This window comes from Tessaracoccus flavus (assembly GCF_001997295.1).
Lineage (GTDB): Bacteria > Actinomycetota > Actinomycetes > Propionibacteriales > Propionibacteriaceae > Arachnia > Arachnia flava.
The window spans coordinates 407,423-425,722 of sequence record NZ_CP019605.1; the positions used below are offsets into that span (position 1 = coordinate 407,423).

Here is an 18,300-nt window from a genome sequence, read left to right on the forward strand (position 1 = left end):
GACGGGATTTCCCTCACTGGGCGAAGTCGCGCCGCCCTCGCGGGTGACGCGACTTCGCCGCAGAGGGATCAGATCACTGGATCGAGTCGATCGCGGCCTGAACCGTCTCGCTCAGGCTAGCGGAAAGCGGCGCGGATCCCGCACGCTCGGCGGCGGCCGACTGGCCCTCGTCCGAGACGATGTAGGACGCATAGCTCTTCACGAGGTCGGCCACCGCGTCATCCTCGTAATCCTGACAGGTGATGAGGTAGGAGACCAGCACGATGGGGTAGCCCTCGGCCTCGCGGTCGAGTGCGATGGCCATGTCGTTGTCGGCGCGGCCCTCTTCCACGGGCGAGTTCTCGACGATCGCGGCGGCGGATTCCGTGGTCGGGCCGTGGAAGCTGCCGTCCTTGCCCAGCTTGGCCACGCTGAACTGCTCGGCCTGGGAGGCATCGACGTAGCCGATGGCACCCACACCGCCGGAGACCGCAGCGACGACGCCCTGGGTCTGGCCCGCGCCCTCACCGGTCTGGTACGGCCAATCGCCCGACTTCTCCGCGTCCCACACATCGGGGGCGGCGGAGGCCAGGTAGTCGGTGAAGTTCTCTGTGGTGCCGGAGGTGTCGGAGCGGTGCACAGCGGTGATGGTCAGATCGGGGAGCGTGACGCCCTCGTTCGTCGCTGCGATGGCCTGGTCGTTCCAGTTCGTGATGTCGCCCTTGAAGATGCCGGCGAGAGTAGCGGCGTCCAGGTTGAGCTCCTCAACGCCCTCGACGTTGAAGATCACGGCGATGGGGGAGATGTAGACGGGCAGGTTGATGGCCTTGCTGTCGGCGGCGCACTTGCCGAAGGAGTTCTCCTCCAGCTCATCGATCTTGAACGCGCGATCGGAGCCGGCGAAGTCCGCGCCGCCGCCGATGAACGCCTCGCGGCCGGCGCCGGAGCCCTCGGCTGCGTAGTTCACGGTGACGGCCTCGTTAGCCGTCTGGAAACCAGCGATCCAGGTCTGCTGGGCAACCTCCTGCGCCGACGCGCCGATGCCGGAGATCGTGCCGCTGATGGGCTCCTGGGCCGGAGCATCCGAGGCGCCAGCGGCTGAGGTGGTGGCGGCGGGAGTGTCCGCGGTCGGGGCGGTGCTCTCATTGGCAGCGCAGGCTGAGAGCATCAGTGCGGCGGAGAGACCGAGTGCAGCGGTCAGACGAATCTTCATTCGGGTCATGCCTTCCAAGACGTGAGTTCGGGCCGGTGGCCCCCCTGGAACCATGTGGTTCAGCAGGTCTGACGTGGACGCTAGAGTTCCGAAGTAACGCGTCCGGGGGCCGTTGGTAAACACCGGGTGAACGATCTGGGAGGAATGCCCGGTGGACCCGCCAGCTGCGCTAGTGAGCGGACCGCCCGAACTCGACGAAGGAGGGGATCAGGCGCGTGGCTTATGAACCTCGACGGCCACCCGGTTGCCGTGTTCGTCGCGGTGCACGACGACAGACTCCCCGACGACCATGGATTTCGGTTCCAGCCCCACTCCCTGGAACATCATGGGCAACACCGGTCGGTGCCCGCAGATGGCCGTGGGGGCGTCGAGGGTCTTGAACAGGGCCGCGACATAGGCGCGAACATGCTTGGGCTTGACGGTGCCCTCTTCTTCGGTCAACACATCCTCGGCGTAGATGGGGATTGCCGCCGCTTCGGAGTACGGCCGCAGGGTCTCCATGCACCTGGTCGACGAACTCGACACGAGCGCGTCAACCCCGTAGGCCATCAGGAGTTGGGAGAGCTCCTGCGCCTGTCGTCGTCCGCGGCCGGTGAGACGGCGCATCTGGTCGGGCCCGTCCCAGTCCTTGCGGAGCATGGCCTTGCCGTGCCGGACGATGATGAGCGGCGTCGTCGGGGGGATGAGAAGTGCAGCCGACAAGACCCGACGCTCGTCGGCGTAGGTCATCCGCTCCATGGCGCGGTCGACGGGGAACCACTTGACCTTGTCCACCTCGGCGTCCGGTTCACGGCGGTGCTGCTCGACCATCTCGGCGCGCCAGTACTCGACGGCCTTGGTGCCCTTTGACACCTTGTAGCGGATGGTGGGGAGGCGGACTCCGAGCCGGACCACGGCTCCGGTCTCCTCGTGAACCTCGCGCATCGCGGTGAGCGGGGGAGTTCGTCGACGACACCCTTGCCCTTGGGTAGGGACCAGTCGTCGTACGAGGCCCTGTGGATGAGAAGTACTTCGGTAGCGTCTCCGTGACCGCGCAGCACAACAGCGCCGGCCGCCCGGACCTGGGCTCGTTTTGTCATCGCGAGGAGCGCCTCTCCGCAGCCTCCTGGATGAGGGTTTCCTGCAGGTCCGTCAGGGGGTTGCCCTGGTCGTCGTGGGTGTGTGCCGTCCAGGTGTCGTCGATCAACTCCCAGTGGACAGTATCGGGGGCGAACGCCCGATCGAAGAGGGTCTCCACCCGTTCGACGTGCGCGGGGTTGCTGATGCCGACGATCGCCTCTACCCGCCGGTCGAGGTTGCGGTGCATGAGATCTGCGGAACCGATTCCCACGATGGGACGACCGCCGCCCGCGAACCAGAACACCCGGGAATGCTCAAGGAATCGGCCAAGCGTGGACCGCACGCGGATGTTGTCGCTGAGGCCCGGCACCCCGGGACGGATGGTGCAGATGCCGCGCACCCAGATGTCGACGGGCACGCCGGCCTGCGAGGCACGGTAGAAGGCGTCGATGAGCGCCTCGTCGACGATGGAGTTGATCTTGACGCGGATGCCGGCCGGCTTCCCGGCCAGGTGGTTGGCCACCTCGCCGTCGACGTACTCCAGGAGGCCCTTTCGGATGCCGTGCGGGGCGACGAGGAGCCGCCGGTAGTTGGTCTCGTGGGTCATGCCCGAGAGGTGGTTGAACAGCCGTGCGATGTCGTCGGTGATGACCGGGTTGGACGTGAGGAGCCCCATGTCCTCGTACAGACGGGCGGTCTTGGGGTTGTAGTTGCCGGTGCCGATGTGGGCGTAGCGGCGCAGGCCGTCGGCCTCCTCCCGCACGACGAGGGCCAGCTTGCAGTGCGTCTTGAGCCCCAACATGCCGTAGACGACGTGGACGCCGTACTTCTCGAGCTTGCGGGCCCACCCGATGTTCGCCTGCTCGTCGAACCTGGCCTTGATCTCGACCACCGCCAGGACCTGCTTGCCGGCCTCCGCGGCCTCGATGAGGGCGTCGACGATGGGGGAGTCACCGGAGGTGCGGTACAACGTCTGCTTGATGGCGAGCACGGCGGGGTCGGCTGCCGCCTGCTCGATGAACCGCTGCACCGACGTGGCGAACGAGTCGTAGGGGTGGTGCACCAGCACGTCGCGGAGCTTGAGCGACTTGAACATGTCGGCCGGGCTGGAGCTCTCGACCTCGGCCAGATCGGGATGGGTGATGGGGAGGAAGTTCGGGTACTTGAGGTCCTCGCGATGCGAGTCGGCCAACGAGAACAACCCGGTCAGGTCGAGGGGTGCGGCGAGCCGGAAGACCTCGGCCTCGCTGACGTCGAGCTCGCGCATCAGCATGTCGAGCATCTGCAGGTCGATGTCCTCTTCGACCTCGAGCCGAACCGGCGGCCTGCCGACCTTACGGCGGAGAAGCTCCTTCTCCAGCGCGAACAGGAGGTTCTCGGCGTCGTCCTCTTCGACCTCGATGTCTTCGTTGCGGGTGACGCGGAACGTCGTGTGCTGCAGCACCTGCATGCCGGTGAAGAGCTGCCCGAGGTGCCGGGAGATGATGTCCTCCAGCGGTAGGAAGCGGCCCTCCGCCAGCTTGATGAAGCGCGACAGTACCGGCGGGACCTTGACGCGTGCGAACTGCTTGGCGCCTGTGGCGGGGTTGCGCAGCAGGACCGCCAGGTTGATGGACAGGCCGGAAATGTAGGGGAACGGATGAGAGGGGTCGACCGCGAGAGGGGTGAGCACCGGGAAGATGCGCTCGACGAACAGCGCCCGCATCCGGTCCTTCTCGGCAGCCGTCAGCTCCTCCCAGTTCAGGATTTCGATGCCCTCGGCGGCGAGCTCCGGGCGGACCTCCTCGTGGAAGATCCGGGACTGCTCGGCGACGAGCTCGGCAACGTGACCCAACAACTCCGAATGCAGTTCGCCGGGCATCTTCCCGGTCACGGTGGGGACGGCGACCCCCGCCGCGATGCGACGCTTGAGTCCCGCGACGCGGACCATGAAGAACTCGTCCAGGTTGGAGGAGAAGATCGCGAGGAACTTGGCGCGCTCGATGAGAGGCACCCTGCGCTTGTCGCGGGCGAGGTCGAGCACCCGGTTGTTGAACAGGAGCCAGGAGATCTCGCGGTCAAGGTAACGGTCAGCGGGAAGTGGTTCTTGCGTCACGTCTCTCACCTGTCGACGCGGTAGCTGGTGTCGGTCTGCGCGACGTCGAAGCCCGCCGCCTTGTACATGTTGACCACGCGCGTCTCAGCGGCCTCCACGTAGAGCTGAACCCTATCGTCGCCTTGCTGGACCAGATGGTTGAGGCCCTCTTCGAGGAGCACCCGACCCAGCCCTCGGCCCTCATGGTCGGGAGCGACCGCGAGCACATAGACCTCGCCCAACCCTTCGCCGTGACGCTTGGTCCAATGGAAGCCGGTGGCGACGCCGTTGCTCTTGGCGATGAGCAGGCCCGCCGGGTCGAACCACGGCTGGCGGGTGAGCTGGAGAAACTCTCCCACGCTCAGCCGGCCCTGTTCCGGGTGGTGCGCGAAGGCGGCGGCATTGATCGCGACGACGGCCTCAGCGTCGTCAGGCGTGTAGGCGACGATCTCGAAGCCCTCCGGCATGCTGACCCGGGAGGGCGGGTCGAGCGGCCGCTCCATCCGCAGCAACTGCCTCACGGGGGTCAGCCCCACCCTCGCCGCGAGCGCCTCCGCGCCCGGCAGCGTGCCGAACGCCCAGACGGCGGAATCGGGGTGCGACCGGAGCGCCTCGTCGAGCAGCTGCGTCCCGACCCCACGGCAGCGGTGATCGGGATGGACGCCGACCATGAGTGTCCCGTCACGCTCATCGCAGACGACGAAACCGTGGGGGTCGGTCCGCGAGCCCATGAAGTAGAAGTCGGCCTCGCGTTCGCCGTCGATGCCCAGCGAAGCGGACTCGTTGATCGGGGAGACACCGTCGTGCTTGGTGATGTCGGCCACGAGGCTCAGCAGGGCCTCTCGCATGGTCGGGGTCAGGGTGGTCAGGCTAACCAGCACGGTGGGCCTCTCTGGCATTGGCGAAACGGTAACCGACGTTGCGCACGGTGCCGACGTAGTGATCGAACTGGCCGAGCTTAGCCCGAAGTCGGCGGACATGAACATCGACGGTGCGGGTGCCCCCGTAGTAGTCGTACCCCCACACCTGGCTCACCAGAGTCTCGCGTGAGAGCACGCGCCCGGGATGCTGCATGAGGTAGCGCAGCAGCTCGAACTCGGTGTAGGTGAGGTCGAGAGGTGCCCCGTCGAGCGTGGCCGAATAGGCCGCCCCATCCACCCTGATCGGGCCGGCCACCAGCACGTCGGGGTCGGCGTTGGTGCGCAGCAGGACGCGCAGCCGTGCGTCGAACTCGGCGGGCTCCGAGTTGGCGGCCACGAAATCGGAGAATCCCCAGTCGGGAGAGAGGACGGCGAGCCCCGCCAGAGCGACGAGGAGCAGCACCGGAGCCTCCGCCCTCGACAGCGTCTGGCAGGCCGCTCTGGCGCCCGCCAGGTCGGTGCGGCCGTCGATGACGTAAACGTCCGCGGCTTCCTGGAGCGCGTCCGCCGCCGACTCGACAGTCGTCATCTCGTAGCTCAGCAGGGTCAACTCGCTGGGTGGTTGAGTGGAGGAGACGAAGACGATTCTGCTCATGATGCCTCCTCCCGACGCACGTGGACGTGATCATCGTAACGTGCGATGGCCGGGCGGTAGCATGGCCGCCATGGTCCAGCGGGTCCCGGACGAGTACTTCCGGAAGCGGGCCGCTGAGTCTGAAGACATCGACGAGTCGGCGGACGAGCGGCACCGACCACCGAGCACCACCGCCAGGGCGGTGGTGGCCCGCGATGCCCAGGGCGGTCTGCCACCCCGCGCCACCGCGATCGTGGTGGTCCTCGCCCTTGCCCTGTCCTTTCTCGCCGGACGTCTGTTCCTGTTCCCACCTGTCGTGGTGCCCCCAACGCCCAGCAGTTCGGCGTCGACCTCGATGGGGCCCGACCCGTCGACGGATGCCTTCAGCGCCTACGAGGGGCCGGTCTCGGCCGTTCAGCCCATCGCGGCGCTGGGTGAATGCCGGGAGGGCGGCACCCTCGAGTCCCCCTCGGCGCTGCTCGACGGCGACCCCGAGACGCTGTGGCGCTGCCGCGGGGCGGGCGACGGCGAGTCGTTCACGATCGTGTTCGACGGCCCGGTGAGCCTCGCGGGGATCAGGATCGTCAACGGAAACGTCGCGTGGCCCGATCGCTACGCCGTCGAGCGGCGGATCACCGCAGTGCGGTGGACGTTCGCCGATGGCTCCTACTTCGAGCAGGGACTGGCCGCCAACGACCGCAACGCGCAGGAGGTCCGCTTCCCCGAGACCCTCACGGACCGGGCGACGCTCGAGGTCCTGAGCGCCACGGTGCCGGGCGAGATCAGCCCCAACTCCGATGCGGTGTCGATCAGCTCGCTCGAGTTCCTGACCCCCGCCCGCTGACCCTGAGCGCCTGGTGCTGCGCGGCGACCGGACATCAATGGGTTGACCGAGCGCGACGAGCCGAGCGCCTGCGTTCATCCTGAAGAAATGATGTGCCAGGGCTCACATGGGAATGGGAGGACGTTTTTTCAGGGTGAACCTTCCCACCACCCCGGCCGACCCAGCGAACACGTCGGCCGGTTGGCGTCTGAGGCGCCGGGGCAGGCTCACTCCCAGGACTTGGTGTCGATCGTGATGGTGATCGGGCCGTCGTTGACGGACGACACCTTCATGTGGGCACCGAATCGCCCACGCTGGACCGTCGCGCCCAACCGCTCGAGCTCCACGCAGAGGCGCTCCACCAGCGGTTCGCTGATCTCGCCGGGGGCCGCCCTGCTCCACGACGGTCGGCGGCCCTTCCTGGTGGAGGCGAAGAGGGTGAACTGGCTCACGACAAGGATCGGAGCGTTGAGGTCACTCGCGGAGGCCTCGTCGTCGAGGATGCGCAGACCCCAGATCTTGCGCGCCAGCGCGGCCGCGTCGTCGGACCCGTCGTCGTGGCCGACGCCGGCCAGTACGAGGAGGCCGGGTCGGGGGAGTTCGGCGATCACTTGACCCTCGACCTCGACGGAGGCCTCGGTCGCCCTGGTCACGACAACACGCATGGGCCCCATTGTGGCCGACGTAGACTGTCGCGCATGGCCGAGATCCTGGTGTGGGTGCTGATCGTCGCGGCGGTCGCCGTCGGAGTAGGAGCGCTGGTTGCGCTCTGGCGCACGCTGGCAGGCCTCAAACGACTGCAAGGAGAACGAGAGTGAACATCGACATCGAGGTCCCCGAAGGGCTCAACCCGGCCTTGACCGCGCTGGGCTGGCTGGTCGGACGCTGGGAAGGCACCGGGAACGGGACCGACCACGAGGGCAACGACTTCGAGTTCGAGCAGCGCATCGAGTTCAGTCACAACGGCAGCGACTACCTCTATTACGCCTCGCAGACGTTCCTTCTCGGCGACGACGGCGCGGAGGCGGAGCCGCTCGGCGTCGAGACCGGGTTCTGGCGCCCGAAGGCCGACGCCTCCCTCGAGGTGGTGCTGGCCAGCGCTGACGGTTGGACTGAGGTTCTGCTCGGGAAGATCGCCGTGACCCGCATCGACCTACTGACCGACGCCGTCGTGCGCACCGAGTCTGCGCAGGTCAGCCACGCATCGGGGCAGCGCCTCTACGGCAAGGTCGAGGGAGATCTGATGTACGCGCTCGACCGCTCGACCGCCGAGCACGCGCTGCGACCCCACATGTGGGCCCGCCTCAAGAGGGTCTGACGTGCCGGTACTTCTGGACTCGGGCCCCGACGAGGGCCTTGCGTGGCACTACGGCAATCCGGTGACGGAGGCGAGGTCGCTCGTTGCGGGCAACGGCGTCGTCGACCTCCACAATCGTGAGATCGTCGAGATCTCGGGCCCGGACCGGCTCAGCTGGCTGCACTCGCTCACAACCCAGCACCTTTCCGCCCTCACCCCGGGCGACTCCACCACGGCGCTGATTCTGTCCCCGACGGGCCACATCGAGCATGTGCTCCACGGGGTCGACGACGGCACCTCGTTCCTGGCCTGGACGGAGCCGTCCCGCGCGGACGCGCTCGTGGATTTCCTCCTACGCATGCGGTTCGCGATGCGCGTGGAGGTGGCCCGGCGCACCGACCTCACCCTCGCGTGGACGGGCCATCGGGTGGACCTGGACCCGGCCTGGCGGAGCCGCCGGTCCGAGGTGGGGGGTTCCGAGGTGTTCCTCCCAGCAGGCGAATCTCTGGAAGCGAATGTCGGGACGTGGGCCTTTGACGCGCAGAGGATCGCGGCAGGTGTCCCCCGCATCTTCGTCGACACGGACTTCAAGACCATCCCCAACGAGATCGGCCTTATGGGCACCCACCTCGACAAGGGCTGCTACCGCGGACAGGAGACGGTGGCACGCGTGCACACCCTCGGTCGGCCTCCGCGTCGGCTGGTGCAACTCCACCTCGACGGCTCGCTGTCGTCGCTGCCGGAGGTGGGCGACCCGATCGAGTTCGGCGGCCGGGTCGTCGGTTTTGTCGGATCGTCTGCGAGGCACCACGAGCTCGGCCCCGTGGCCCTGGGACTGGTGAAGCGCAATGTTCCCGTTGACGCCGAGGTGCTGGCCGGGGGCATCGCCGCGGCCCAGGAGGCCCTGGTGGATCCCGACGTCGGCCTCCACGTTCGCCCCGTCCTCGGCTGAGCGACAGCGCCCTAACCGGACCGTCGCGCCGGTCCCCGGAGCTCACTGCCCGCCTGGGCTTGAGTTGAGCAAATGAGATGGGTCAACGTCTCGACACGCCGGTGTAACACCGTTCTGCTTCGACGACCCATCTCACTTGCTCAACTCGCCACCGGGGTCAGCTCAGCGCGGCGAGCGCCTCGTCGTAGTCGGGCTCCGTGGTGGTCTCCTCCACCTGCTGGGTGTAGACGACCTTGCCGTCGGTGTCGATGACGACGACCGACCGGCTCAGCAGACCCTCGAGCGGGCCGTCGGTGAAGGTGACGCCGTACTTCTCGCCCAGGTCGGTGCGGAAGTCGGAGGCCACCACGACGTTGTCGATGCCCTCAGCGCCGCAGAATCGGCCGAGCGCGAACGGCAGGTCGCGCGAGATGCACAGGACCGTCGTGCCCTCCAGGCCGGCCGCCTTCTCGTTGAAGGCCCGGACGCTGTTGGCGCAGACGCCCGTGTCGACGGACGGGAAGATGTTCAGCACGATCTTCTGCCCGGCGAAGTCGCTGAGCTTGACGGGGGAGAGGTCGGTACCGGTCACCTCGAAGTCGGGTGCCGTCGACCCCACCTCGGGGAGGGTGCCTACGGAGTGGACAGGGTTACCGTGAAACTTGATATCAGCCATGACCCCGATCTTTCCTGATCGTGCCAAATCTCGCTACCCCCGCGTGGAGGGGGAGTTGGGTAGCGTTGGCCCATGAGCCAGAGCCTGCGTGAGTACATCGACATGTTGCGAGCCGAGGGTTACGCCGTCGCCGACGTGCACGGCGAGGATCCGTACCTGATCGACCCGCTCGGCAACGCCGTCGAGACATGGCAGGAGAAGTACCCCTACGACGAGCTGATCAGCCGCAGCGAGTACGAGACCGAGAAGCGACAGCTGCAGATCGAGCTCCTGAAACTCCAGTACTCGGCCCAGGATCGCGGGACGAAGCACGTCATCATCTTCGAGGGACGCGACGCGGCCGGCAAGGGCGGGGCGATCAAACGGTTCACCGAGCACCTCAACCCCCGCAACGCGCGCGTGGTGGCGCTCGCCGCGCCGACCGAGCGGGAGAGGGGCCAGTGGTACTTCCAGCGCTACATCCAGCACCTGCCGACGGCCGGGGAGATTGTCCTGTTCGACAGGTCCTGGTACAACCGTGCGGGCGTCGAGCGGGTGATGGGCTTCTGCACTGACGAGGAGTACGAGATCTTCGTGCGGCAGGCCCCGATCTTCGAGGAGATGCTCATCGAGTCCGGCATCACCGTCACGAAGCTCTGGTTCTCGGTGACGCAGCGCGAGCAGCGCACCCGGTTCGCGATCCGACAGATCGACCCTGTGCGCCAGTGGAAGCTCTCACCGATGGACCTCGAGTCACTAGGTCGGTGGGACGACTACACGGCGGCCAAGACGGCGATGCTGCGTCACACCGACACTGCGGTCGCGCCGTGGTACCGCATCAAGAGCAACGATAAGAAACGGGCGCGGTTGAACGCGATGAGGTTGTTCCTGGACCTGCACGACTACGACGGCAAGGACGCCTCCGTGATCAAGCCGACCGATCCGTTGATCGTGACGCGCGGCTACAAGAACCGTTCCGCTGCTCAGCTCGACGAGTCCGACGACTAGGCACGCCCGACGCCCTGGCCGCGGTCGCCTCCGTGGAGCCAGGCTAAAGGAGCGAGCCGAGGGCTTCCATCGCGTCCAGGAGGGGGCGCAGGTCATTGTTGAGCACGCGCTGCGAATTGGCCGACTCGCTGATGCCCTCGGCCGCCGCGATCGCCGCGTTGTCCAATCCCTTGAGCATGCCGCGAAGCGTGCCGACGGCTCCGTCGCGTAGCCGAGCAAGGTGCGCGTCGACGAGCCGGGCGAGAGCGTCGGCCGACGGCGTGGCCGTCGGACGGCCGTCGCGGATGGCGGTTCGCGCCGATTCGTGCCCCTTGCGTTGCGAGTGCTCCTTCACCCAGTCGATGGCCTCGCGTGCGTTCCACCACGCGGAGCCGTCCTGGATGCCGCGGGCGGCGTCGACGATCAGCACCTCGCCGCCACCGATGCCGAACCGCACGTCCCAGCGGGGCGCCAGCTCGAGTCGGAGGCTGTAGCTTGCAGCCAGTGCCGCGCCGAGGGTGGGGTAGACGCCCTGGAGTTCGTCGCCGACGGTGGGGTGTAGCGGATGGGTGCCGGCGACCGCGACGTTGGTGGCCTCCACTGCGGCCAGAACGGCGGTGTGGAGCGCCCCCCGGTCGGCGGAACGGGACTCGACAACATCTACCAGCAGGGCTGCAGAGAGATCCTTCATTCGGGACATATGTAGATACTAGCTTAATCATGGAGGTATGAAGCCCTTGGCTTCATCAAGATGCCTGGGGATTATGTCGTCGGTGCCGTGTAGCGTGCCCATGTGGAATGGACCACTGTTGGGTTGAAAGCGCTGATCGTCCTGGTCAGTGCGCTGGCGGCCATGCTCGGCAACCCCCTGATCCGGCTGCTTCTTCGCCGCATCGACAGGTCGGCCGAACCCGACGACGTGGAGCAGGCACGGGCGAACCTCGGCCTCGTGCAGGCGCAGAAGGAGCTTCCCGGCGGACGGTGGGTCGGGATCCTGGAGAGGTTGGCGGTCTACGCATGCATCGTTGCGTCGTTCCCCGCCGGGATTGCCATGGTGTTGGCGGTCAAGGGACTCGGGCGCTACGCGGATCTTGTCACCGAGTCGGACCGTTCCCGCAAGGGTGAGTTGTTCATCATCGGCACCTTCGCCTCCATGCTCTGGGCCGCCCTCTGGGGCGGCATCGCCTACTGGGGGGTGCGCGCGTGGTGATCGACGGCCACGAGGTGCCGGCCTCGGTCTTCACCAGCCTCAGGCAGCGGTGGGCAGAACCGCATCGGGTCTATCACTCGGCCTCACACCTGGCCGACGGGTTGAAGGCCCTGGATCGGCTGGGCGGCCAACCCATCGAAGTGCTGGCGTTCTGGGGGCACGACGCGGTGCACACCAACACCACCCCCGACGACGAACGCGCCTCTGCCGTGGTGATGGAGGACCTGCTCGCCGGGCACCTGCCGCTCAGCGTTGTTGAGGAGGTGCGTCGCCTGATCCTGCTGACGGCTGGCCACAGCGTCGAGCCCGGCGATGACGCAGGGGCTCGCCTCTGCGACGCCGACCTAAGCGGCCTCGGAGCGGACTGGGAGCAGTACGCGCGCAACGTCCAGGGAATCCGGGCCGAGTTGCCGGATCTCTCCGACGAGGGGTGGAGGGAAGGCCGCGCAAAGTTCCTGGCGGGGTTCCTGGAGCGCGATCGTTTCTACTCCACCGAGCGCGGGCGCGCGCTGTGGGAAAAGCAGGCCCGAGCCAACCTGACTCGGGAGTTGGAGGGGCTCACCTGAGCTCTGCACGGTTCCCTGGGCCCCCGCACCCGATGGCTCGAAGGAGTGTGGATGTGGCGTGTGGCTTGAAATCGAGGCGCGGGAAGGCAGGATGGGGCCATGAGCGACAACACCTCTGTCCAGGTATCCCGCACGATCAACGCCCCCGCCGATAAGGTCTTCGAGCACCTCACTCTGCCGGCGAACCACGTCGAGCTCGACGGCTCGGGCTTCATCCGTTCCGTCGCGCACGGCGACCGCATCCAGGCCGTTGGCGACGTGTTCACCATGAACATGGAGGGTGATCACATGGGCGGCGAGTACCAGACCGACAACCATGTCACCGCGTACGGCCGCAATGCCGTCGTGGGCTGGGCCACCGCTCCCGCAGGCACCGAGCCGCCCGGGTGGACCTGGGTGTGGGAGCTGGAAGGCGAGGGCACCGGGGCCACCAGGGTGACGCTCACCTACGACTGGTCGAAGGTCACCGACAAGGAGCTTCTCAAGAAGGTCTCCTTCCCCCTCGTCGAAGAGTCGAAGCTGGAGGATTCGCTGGCCAAGCTCAGCGAGGCGCTCTCCTGACGCAACTCGTCAAGCAAGCGCGAACGGGCGCGGACCATTGTGGTCCGCGCCCGTTCCGCGTGTGGTGCCGGCTCAGCTCTCGGCGAGCAGCCGGTAGAGACGCTTCTTTTCCCTTGCCATCTCCCACGGGGCCGTACGCTGAGACCGTCAGAGCTTCTTTTGACGGTTGCGCACCTTCTGTCGCTCGTTGCCGTCGAGGATCACCTTGCGGATGCGGACCACGGCCGGGGTCACCTCCAGGCACTCGTCGCCGGCGCAGAACTCGAGCTGCTGCTCCATCGACATCTGCTTGGCCGGGATGAGCCGTTCTAGTTCGTCGCCGGTGGAGGACCGGACGTTGGTGAGCTTCTTCTCCTTGGTGGGGTTGACGTCCATGTCCTCGGCGCGGGGGTTCTCGCCGACGATCATGCCCTCGTAGACCTCGGCGCCGGGGGACACGAACAACGTGCCACGCTCCTGGAGGTTGAACAGTGCGTACGACGTCACCACGCCCTTCCGGTCAGCCACCAGTGAACCGGTGGGGCGGGTGCGGAAGTCGCCGGCCCAGGGCTCGTAGCCCTCGGCCACGTGGTTCATGATGCCGGTGCCACGGGTCTCGGTGAGGAACTCCGTGCGGAAGCCGATGAGGCCGCGCGCGGGGACGATGAACTCGAGGCGGACCCAGCCGGTGCCGTGGTTGACCATCTGTTCCATCCGGCCGCGCCGAAGACCCATGAGCTGTGTGACGACACCCACGAACTCCTCGGGGATGTCGGCGGTCAGCCGCTCGATCGGCTCATGCAGCTTGCCGTCGATGGTCTGGGTGACCACCTGGGGCTTGCCCACCGTGAGCTCGAAACCCTCACGACGCATCTGCTCAACGAGGATCGCGAGCTGCAGTTCGCCTCGTCCCTGGACTTCCCAGGTGTCGGGACGTTCTGTGGTCAGCACCCGGATGGAGACGTTGCCGACCAGCTCCTGCTCGAGCCGGGCCTTCACCAGGCGGGCGGTCAGCAGCTTGCCCGACTTACCGGCCAGCGGTGAGGTGTTGATGCCGATCGTCATCGAGATGGACGGGTGGTCCACGTGGATGAGCGGCAGGGGCTTGGGATTCTCGGGGTCGGAGAGCGTCTCGCCGATCATGATGTCAGGGATGCCGGCGATGGCGACGATGTCGCCGGGGCCGGCGCTGTCGGCCGGTACCCGGTCCAGTGCCTCGGTCTTGAGGAGCTCGGTGAGCTTGACGGTCTGCACGGTGCCGTCGGTCTTGCACCACGCCACCTGCTGGCCGCGCTTCAGTTCGCCCGCCACGACGCGGAGCAGCGCGAGGCGCCCCAGATAGGGGGACGCGTCGAGGTTCGTCACGTGGGCCTGCAGAGTCGCACCCTCTTCGTACTCCGGGGCAGGGATGTGCTCCATCAACGTGTCGAAGAGCGGCTCCAGGTTGGGGGAATCGGGCATGCCGCCATCCTCCGGCTGCGTGAGCGACGCCCTTCCGGCCTTGGCGGAGGCGTACACGATCGGGAAGTCGAGGATGTGGGCGGCGTCGTCGTCGATGAGGTCCATGAACAGGCCGTACGTGTCGTCGATGACCGCCGAGATCCGGGCATCCGAGCGATCGACCTTGTTGACCACGACGATGATCGGGAGCTTCTTCGCGAGCGCCTTGCGCAGCACGAACCTGGTCTGGGGGAGCGGGCCCTCGGAGGCGTCAATGAGCAGGATCACCCCGTCGACCATCTCCAGGCCGCGCTCCACCTCACCGCCGAAGTCGGCGTGGCCCGGGGTGTCGATGATGTTGATCGTCACGCTCGAGCCGTCCGGCCTGATGTGCTGGACCCCGGTGTTCTTCGCGAGGATGGTGATGCCCTTCTCCCGCTCGAGGTCCATTGAGTCCATGACCCGGCTGTTGACGTCGGAGCCCTCTCGGAAGGCTCCGGACTGCCACAGCATGGCGTCGACGAGCGTCGTCTTACCGTGGTCGACGTGGGCGACGATGGCGACGTTTCGCAAGTCTTCGCGTTTTGGCATAGGTGTGCTCCCTTGGGGGATAGATGGCTAAGGGCCATCGAAAAGTGTAAAGCCGCAGCGCGCTGTCAAGAAACACAGCGGATCCGCCCGGCGCTCATTCGCGGAGACCTTCCCCCTGAGCCGCCGAGAAGCGAGCCCTTAGCTCGTCAATTCCTGGTAAGCGGTCTCGGAGGAGTCGCGCAGGAACTGGGCGCACCGCTGCTGTTCTTCGGACTCCCCGATCCGGCCGGCCGCGACGCTCAGGGCCCACAGCGCCCGCAGGAAGCCGCGGTTGGGTTCGTGCTCCCACGGCACCGCGCCCGAACCCTTCCAGCCGTTTCGACGCAGCGTGTCGAGGCCCCGGTGGTAGCCGGTCCTCGCGTAGGCGTACGCGGCCAGGGAACTGCCCAGGTCGTCGTCCGCGAGGCAGGTTTCGGCGAGGAGCGCCCAACACAGCGACGACTCTGGGTACGCCGCGACCACCTCGAGGAAGTGCTCCCGGCCCTTCTCAGAGATCGCTGCCAAGGCCGGGTCCTCGGGCAGGTGCACGACGACGTCGGAAGCCATCAAATTCGGGTGCGTCTCGCTCATGTCGTCAGCCTAGCCCCCACCTCTGCGACTACTGGGGACGGCGCAGGCCGCGCCACAGAAACGAGTCGCTGACGACCATGCCGCCGAGAGCGAGCCCCGCGGAGACCCCCATCCAGACCCAATTGCCCGCGGCCAGTTCGCGGAGCGCCCCGTCGGTCAGGCCCCACGTGACGATGAGCAGCATCAGGCCGATCGCCAGGTAGTTCCACTGGACCAACTTGCGCCGGATATGCGAGTACCACCCGACCCCCGCCAGCCCTCCGATGAGGACAGTGAAGGCGAGGCTGGAGATGACCCTGGCGCCTCGTGTGACGGGCAGCACGATCTCGAGAGGCCACAGAAGGAGCACGACCACGCCGAAGATGGTGGCGGCGGTGGCCACCCACAACGCTGCGACGTGCCAGACGTCGGCACGTCGAGTATGGGCCAGCACTATTCGCCGAACCCCGACTCGATGAACCGGACCAGCGCGTCGATCGCCGCCTGCGCGTCGGGACCGCTCGCCTCGAGGTGGAGGGTGTCGCCCTTGCGGGCGCCAAGCGTTGCGAGACCGATGCTGCTCTTGGCGGGCACGGGGCCCTGGACTCCCTTGCTGACCAGCACGTCCGCGTCGTGGCGCTTGGCTTCGGCGACGAACATCGCGGCGGGGCGCGCGTGCAGCCCCGTGTCGTTGACGAGGGTCGCCTCCGCCCGCACCTCCGCCGAGCGGCGGGACTCGGGTTCGGCGGCCATCTCTTCAACGGTGCCCAGCGCTGCCAGTTTGGGCCGCAGGGCGCTGAGCGCCTCGGCTGCCACTTCGTCGAGTGAAGCGTCGGTGGCGGACCGCACCATCGCGGCCAGGACCCCCTCGACGAACGGGGCGGCGAGCACCCGGATGTCGGGGCGCTCACCGTAGAGCTCGGCCCCGAGCTCAGCGCTCATGATGGCCGAGCCGATATCAACGAAGACGACCACGCCCTCGCCCTGGTCGACCTCCTCGATAGCCGACATCACGCGCGTGGCGTCGGTACCGAGACCGCCGTCGGGCATGCCGGCGGCCAGAGCGACCGGAGGTGCGTCGTCGTGAATCATCTCCATGGCCATCTCGACGACCGCCTCGGCCAGCCGTGCGCTGTGTGAGACCAGCACGATGCCGACCGCCATCAGGTGCCGATCACGTCCGCAAGAGCGTCGAACAGATAAGCCGACGACGTTGCACCAGGGTCGCAGTGCCCCGCGGAACGCTCACCCAGGTAGCTGGCGCGGCCCTTGCGGGCGACCATCGGGGTGGTGGCGTCGCGCCCCGCAGCGGCGGCCTGCTGGGCGGCGTCCACCGCGTCCCACAGGTCGGCGCCGTCGGCGAGGGCAGCGTCGTAGGCGTCGATGGCGGGCGACAGCGCATCCACCATCGTCTTGTCCTCGAGCTCGGTCTTGCCACGGGCGATGAGACCCTCGAGGCCCGCGCGCAGCGCCTTGCCGAACTGGTCCGGTTCAAGCTCCACCACGGAGCCTGTGGCCATGCCCATCTTCATCAGCAGTGTGCCGTACAGGGGCCCGCTGGTGCCGCCGACGGTGCTCACCAGCGTCATCCCTGCCTTCTTGAGAAGGCCGTCGATGGTGGTTGCTTCGTCGAGGTGGGTCACGACGGCCGCCGTGCCGCGGGCCATGTTGGCGCCGTGGTCGGCGTCGCCGATCGCCGAGTCGAGCTCGGTCAGATACGTCTTGTTCTCGTCGATGATCGCCGCGAAGCGGCGCAGCCAGTCAGCGAGCAGATCGAGTGTCAGCGTGGATGAGGTCACAGGCCCCACCGTAGCCCTGCTGTCTTCACCGGCGCGTCCCAAAGGCGAATTAGCTCATCGTCGGCTTTCACCAGGGTGAGGGAGCAGCCGGCCATGTCGAGGCTCGTGATGTAGTTGCCCACAAGGTTGCGCTCGATCTTGATCCCGGCGGCCTCGAGCAGCGCCACGACCTCGCCGTACATCAGGTAGAGCTCGATCAGCGGCGTGCCACCCATGCCGTTGAGCATGGCGATGACCGGTGCGCCGGTGAAATCGAGGTCGTGCAGGATCGGATCGACGAGCTGCTTGGCAATCGACTTGGCGTCCGCCATCGGCTCGCGGTGTCGGCCGGGTTCGCCGTGGATGCCGATCCCGATCTCCATCTCGTCGGCGGGTAGGTCGAACGTCGGTTTGCCCGCCGAGGGGACGGTGCACGAGGTGAGCGCCATGCCCATCGAGCGTCCGTTGTCGGCCACCTTCTGCGCGACTGCCTTGACCGATGCCAGGTCCTGTCCCTCCTCGGCGGCTGCCCCGACGATCTTCTCCAGCAGCACGGTCGTCCCAACGCCGCGGCGGCCGGCGGTGTAGAGCGAGTCCTGAACGGCGACGTCGTCCGCCACCAGAACGGTCTCGACCTGCACGCCCGCGTCGGCTGCCATCTCGGCGGCCATCTCGAAGTTCATGACGTCGCCGGTGTAGTTCTTGACGATGTGGAGGACTCCGGCCCCGGTGTCGACCGTCGTGGTCGCTTCCAGCATCTGGTCGGGCGTCGGGGAGGTGAAGACCTGGCCGCAACAGGCCGCATCGAGCATGCCGAGACCGACGAACCCGCCGTGCATGGGCTCATGTCCTGAGCCGCCGCCGGAGATGATGGCGACCTTCCCCGAGTCCTTCGCCTCGGCGCGGTAGATGACCCGGTTGGTGTGGTCTACCCGGACGTTGCCGTCCGAGGCCTCGATGCCCTTCAGGGCGTCGGCCAGTACGTCGTCGGCGGAGTTGATGAGCTTCTTCATGGTGCCTCCTACATCGGGCGCGGCGGCGCTGCCACGCGGTCTCCATTGTCTCACCGGTTGTCTGCACTTTCCAGATCTAGCCGGTGCTGGCTGCTGGTCGT

At 67.2% G+C, this 18,300-nt stretch carries 21 protein-coding genes; 7 read left to right on the forward strand and 14 right to left on the reverse strand.

Annotated elements, in window-relative coordinates:
• Window positions 1-73: 73 nt before the first annotated feature.
• The 5 genes from pstS to RPIT_RS01760 form a co-directional block, all read right to left on the reverse strand.
• Window positions 74-1,192, reverse strand: a complete 1,119-nt coding sequence (gene pstS, locus RPIT_RS01740) for a phosphate ABC transporter substrate-binding protein PstS (protein ID WP_077339978.1) — start codon at window positions 1,190-1,192, stop codon at window positions 74-76.
• A gap of 207 nt (window positions 1,193-1,399) precedes the next feature.
• Entirely contained in the window at window positions 1,400-2,293 is an 894-nt protein-coding gene (locus RPIT_RS01745) for a histidine phosphatase family protein (RefSeq protein WP_226996371.1), read from the reverse strand.
• A complete protein-coding gene (locus tag RPIT_RS01750) occupies window positions 2,268-4,355 on the reverse strand; it encodes an RNA degradosome polyphosphate kinase (RefSeq protein WP_077339982.1) in 2,088 nt (695 codons plus the stop codon). The genes RPIT_RS01745 and RPIT_RS01750 overlap by 26 nt, the downstream gene beginning before the upstream one ends.
• Window positions 4,352-5,224, reverse strand: a complete 873-nt coding sequence (gene mshD / locus RPIT_RS01755) for a mycothiol synthase (protein ID WP_162274467.1) — start codon at window positions 5,222-5,224, stop codon at window positions 4,352-4,354. Before mshD ends, RPIT_RS01750 begins: the two co-directional genes overlap by 4 nt.
• Window positions 5,196-5,840 (reverse strand): winged helix-turn-helix domain-containing protein, encoded by a 645-nt coding sequence (locus tag RPIT_RS01760; RefSeq protein WP_077339986.1) that lies wholly within the window; start codon window positions 5,838-5,840, stop codon window positions 5,196-5,198. The genes mshD and RPIT_RS01760 overlap by 29 nt, the downstream gene beginning before the upstream one ends.
• A 70-nt stretch (window positions 5,841-5,910) precedes the next feature.
• Here RPIT_RS01760 and RPIT_RS01765 point away from each other — a divergent pair, with 70 nt between their 5' ends.
• Entirely contained in the window at window positions 5,911-6,663 is a 753-nt protein-coding gene (locus RPIT_RS01765; RefSeq protein WP_077339988.1) for a discoidin domain-containing protein, read from the forward strand.
• Between the two features lie 206 nt (window positions 6,664-6,869).
• On the opposite strand, the gene dtd is transcribed toward RPIT_RS01765, so the two are convergent.
• Window positions 6,870-7,307, reverse strand: coding sequence for a D-aminoacyl-tRNA deacylase (gene dtd / locus RPIT_RS01770; protein WP_077339990.1), 438 nt, complete (start codon window positions 7,305-7,307; stop codon window positions 6,870-6,872).
• Window positions 7,308-7,456: 149 nt separating this feature from the next.
• On the opposite strand from dtd, the gene RPIT_RS01775 reads away from it, so the two are divergent.
• Both RPIT_RS01775 and ygfZ read left to right on the forward strand, forming a co-directional pair.
• Complete coding sequence (locus RPIT_RS01775; protein WP_077339992.1) at window positions 7,457-7,960, forward strand: heme-binding beta-barrel domain-containing protein; 504 nt, start codon at window positions 7,457-7,459, stop codon at window positions 7,958-7,960.
• A 1-nt stretch (window position 7,961) separates the two neighbouring features.
• Window positions 7,962-8,891 carry a CAF17-like 4Fe-4S cluster assembly/insertion protein YgfZ gene (gene ygfZ / locus RPIT_RS01780; protein WP_077339994.1) on the forward strand — a complete coding sequence of 310 codons (930 nt, stop codon included), beginning with the start codon at window positions 7,962-7,964 and terminating at the stop codon, window positions 8,889-8,891.
• 157 nt (window positions 8,892-9,048) lie between these two features.
• Here the strand turns inward: ygfZ and tpx are convergent, their stop codons facing one another.
• A complete protein-coding gene (gene tpx / locus RPIT_RS01785; RefSeq protein ID WP_077339996.1) occupies window positions 9,049-9,546 on the reverse strand; it encodes a thiol peroxidase in 498 nt (165 codons plus the stop codon).
• A gap of 72 nt (window positions 9,547-9,618) precedes the next feature.
• On the opposite strand from tpx, the gene ppk2 reads away from it, so the two are divergent.
• Complete coding sequence (gene ppk2 / locus RPIT_RS01790; protein WP_077339998.1) at window positions 9,619-10,533, forward strand: polyphosphate kinase 2; 915 nt, start codon at window positions 9,619-9,621, stop codon at window positions 10,531-10,533.
• A 43-nt stretch (window positions 10,534-10,576) separates the two neighbouring features.
• On the opposite strand, the gene RPIT_RS01795 is transcribed toward ppk2, so the two are convergent.
• Window positions 10,577-11,212: a SatD family protein gene (locus tag RPIT_RS01795; RefSeq protein WP_077340000.1), complete on the reverse strand. Its 636-nt coding sequence runs from the start codon at window positions 11,210-11,212 to the stop codon at window positions 10,577-10,579.
• 93 nt (window positions 11,213-11,305) lie between these two features.
• Here RPIT_RS01795 and RPIT_RS01800 point away from each other — a divergent pair, with 93 nt between their 5' ends.
• The 3 genes from RPIT_RS01800 to RPIT_RS01810 all read left to right on the forward strand — a co-directional run bounded on the left by RPIT_RS01800 (window position 11,306) and on the right by RPIT_RS01810 (window position 12,849).
• On the forward strand, window positions 11,306-11,722 hold the full coding sequence (locus RPIT_RS01800) for a hypothetical protein (RefSeq protein ID WP_077340002.1): 417 nt from the start codon (window positions 11,306-11,308) through the stop codon (window positions 11,720-11,722).
• Window positions 11,716-12,288: an HD domain-containing protein gene (locus RPIT_RS01805; RefSeq protein ID WP_077340004.1), complete on the forward strand. Its 573-nt coding sequence runs from the start codon at window positions 11,716-11,718 to the stop codon at window positions 12,286-12,288. The genes RPIT_RS01800 and RPIT_RS01805 overlap by 7 nt, the downstream gene beginning before the upstream one ends.
• Before the next feature lie 99 nt (window positions 12,289-12,387).
• A complete protein-coding gene (locus RPIT_RS01810; protein ID WP_077340006.1) occupies window positions 12,388-12,849 on the forward strand; it encodes an SRPBCC family protein in 462 nt (153 codons plus the stop codon).
• 147 nt (window positions 12,850-12,996) lie between these two features.
• Here RPIT_RS01810 and typA read toward each other — a convergent pair whose 3' ends face one another.
• From typA to dhaK, 6 genes are all read right to left on the reverse strand, one after another.
• A complete protein-coding gene (gene typA, locus RPIT_RS01815; protein WP_077340019.1) occupies window positions 12,997-14,859 on the reverse strand; it encodes a translational GTPase TypA in 1,863 nt (620 codons plus the stop codon).
• A gap of 138 nt (window positions 14,860-14,997) precedes the next feature.
• Complete coding sequence (locus tag RPIT_RS01820; RefSeq protein ID WP_077340021.1) at window positions 14,998-15,429, reverse strand: DUF3151 domain-containing protein; 432 nt, start codon at window positions 15,427-15,429, stop codon at window positions 14,998-15,000.
• Between the two features lie 28 nt (window positions 15,430-15,457).
• Window positions 15,458-15,862, reverse strand: coding sequence for a hypothetical protein (locus tag RPIT_RS01825; protein WP_077340023.1), 405 nt, complete (start codon window positions 15,860-15,862; stop codon window positions 15,458-15,460).
• Window positions 15,862-16,572: a dihydroxyacetone kinase phosphoryl donor subunit DhaM gene (gene dhaM, locus RPIT_RS01830; protein ID WP_077340025.1), complete on the reverse strand. Its 711-nt coding sequence runs from the start codon at window positions 16,570-16,572 to the stop codon at window positions 15,862-15,864. The genes RPIT_RS01825 and dhaM overlap by 1 nt, the downstream gene beginning before the upstream one ends.
• Complete coding sequence (gene dhaL, locus RPIT_RS01835) at window positions 16,572-17,207, reverse strand: dihydroxyacetone kinase subunit DhaL (RefSeq protein ID WP_093664998.1); 636 nt, start codon at window positions 17,205-17,207, stop codon at window positions 16,572-16,574. Before dhaL ends, dhaM begins: the two co-directional genes overlap by 1 nt.
• Complete coding sequence (gene dhaK, locus RPIT_RS01840) at window positions 17,204-18,199, reverse strand: dihydroxyacetone kinase subunit DhaK (RefSeq protein WP_077340027.1); 996 nt, start codon at window positions 18,197-18,199, stop codon at window positions 17,204-17,206. The genes dhaL and dhaK overlap by 4 nt, the downstream gene beginning before the upstream one ends.
• Window positions 18,200-18,300 lie beyond the last annotated feature (101 nt).

Coding starts and splice junctions, on each gene's coding strand:
- dhaM (WP_077340025.1), bottom strand. CDS start 16,572: ATGGCGGTCGGCATCGTGCTGGTCTCACACAGCGCACGGCTGGCCGAG.
- dtd (WP_077339990.1), bottom strand. CDS start 7,307: ATGCGTGTTGTCGTGACCAGGGCGACCGAGGCCTCCGTCGAGGTCGAG.
- typA (WP_077340019.1), bottom strand. CDS start 14,859: ATGCCAAAACGCGAAGACTTGCGAAACGTCGCCATCGTCGCCCACGTC.
- ppk2 (WP_077339998.1), top strand. CDS start 9,619: ATGAGCCAGAGCCTGCGTGAGTACATCGACATGTTGCGAGCCGAGGGT.
- mshD (WP_162274467.1), bottom strand. CDS start 5,224: ATGCCAGAGAGGCCCACCGTGCTGGTTAGCCTGACCACCCTGACCCCG.
- RPIT_RS01820 (WP_077340021.1), bottom strand. CDS start 15,429: ATGAGCGAGACGCACCCGAATTTGATGGCTTCCGACGTCGTCGTGCAC.
- dhaK (WP_077340027.1), bottom strand. CDS start 18,199: ATGAAGAAGCTCATCAACTCCGCCGACGACGTACTGGCCGACGCCCTG.
- RPIT_RS01765 (WP_077339988.1), top strand. CDS start 5,911: ATGGTCCAGCGGGTCCCGGACGAGTACTTCCGGAAGCGGGCCGCTGAG.
- RPIT_RS01795 (WP_077340000.1), bottom strand. CDS start 11,212: ATGTCCCGAATGAAGGATCTCTCTGCAGCCCTGCTGGTAGATGTTGTC.
- pstS (WP_077339978.1), bottom strand. CDS start 1,192: ATGAAGATTCGTCTGACCGCTGCACTCGGTCTCTCCGCCGCACTGATG.
- RPIT_RS01810 (WP_077340006.1), top strand. CDS start 12,388: ATGAGCGACAACACCTCTGTCCAGGTATCCCGCACGATCAACGCCCCC.
- RPIT_RS01760 (WP_077339986.1), bottom strand. CDS start 5,840: ATGAGCAGAATCGTCTTCGTCTCCTCCACTCAACCACCCAGCGAGTTG.
- tpx (WP_077339996.1), bottom strand. CDS start 9,546: ATGGCTGATATCAAGTTTCACGGTAACCCTGTCCACTCCGTAGGCACC.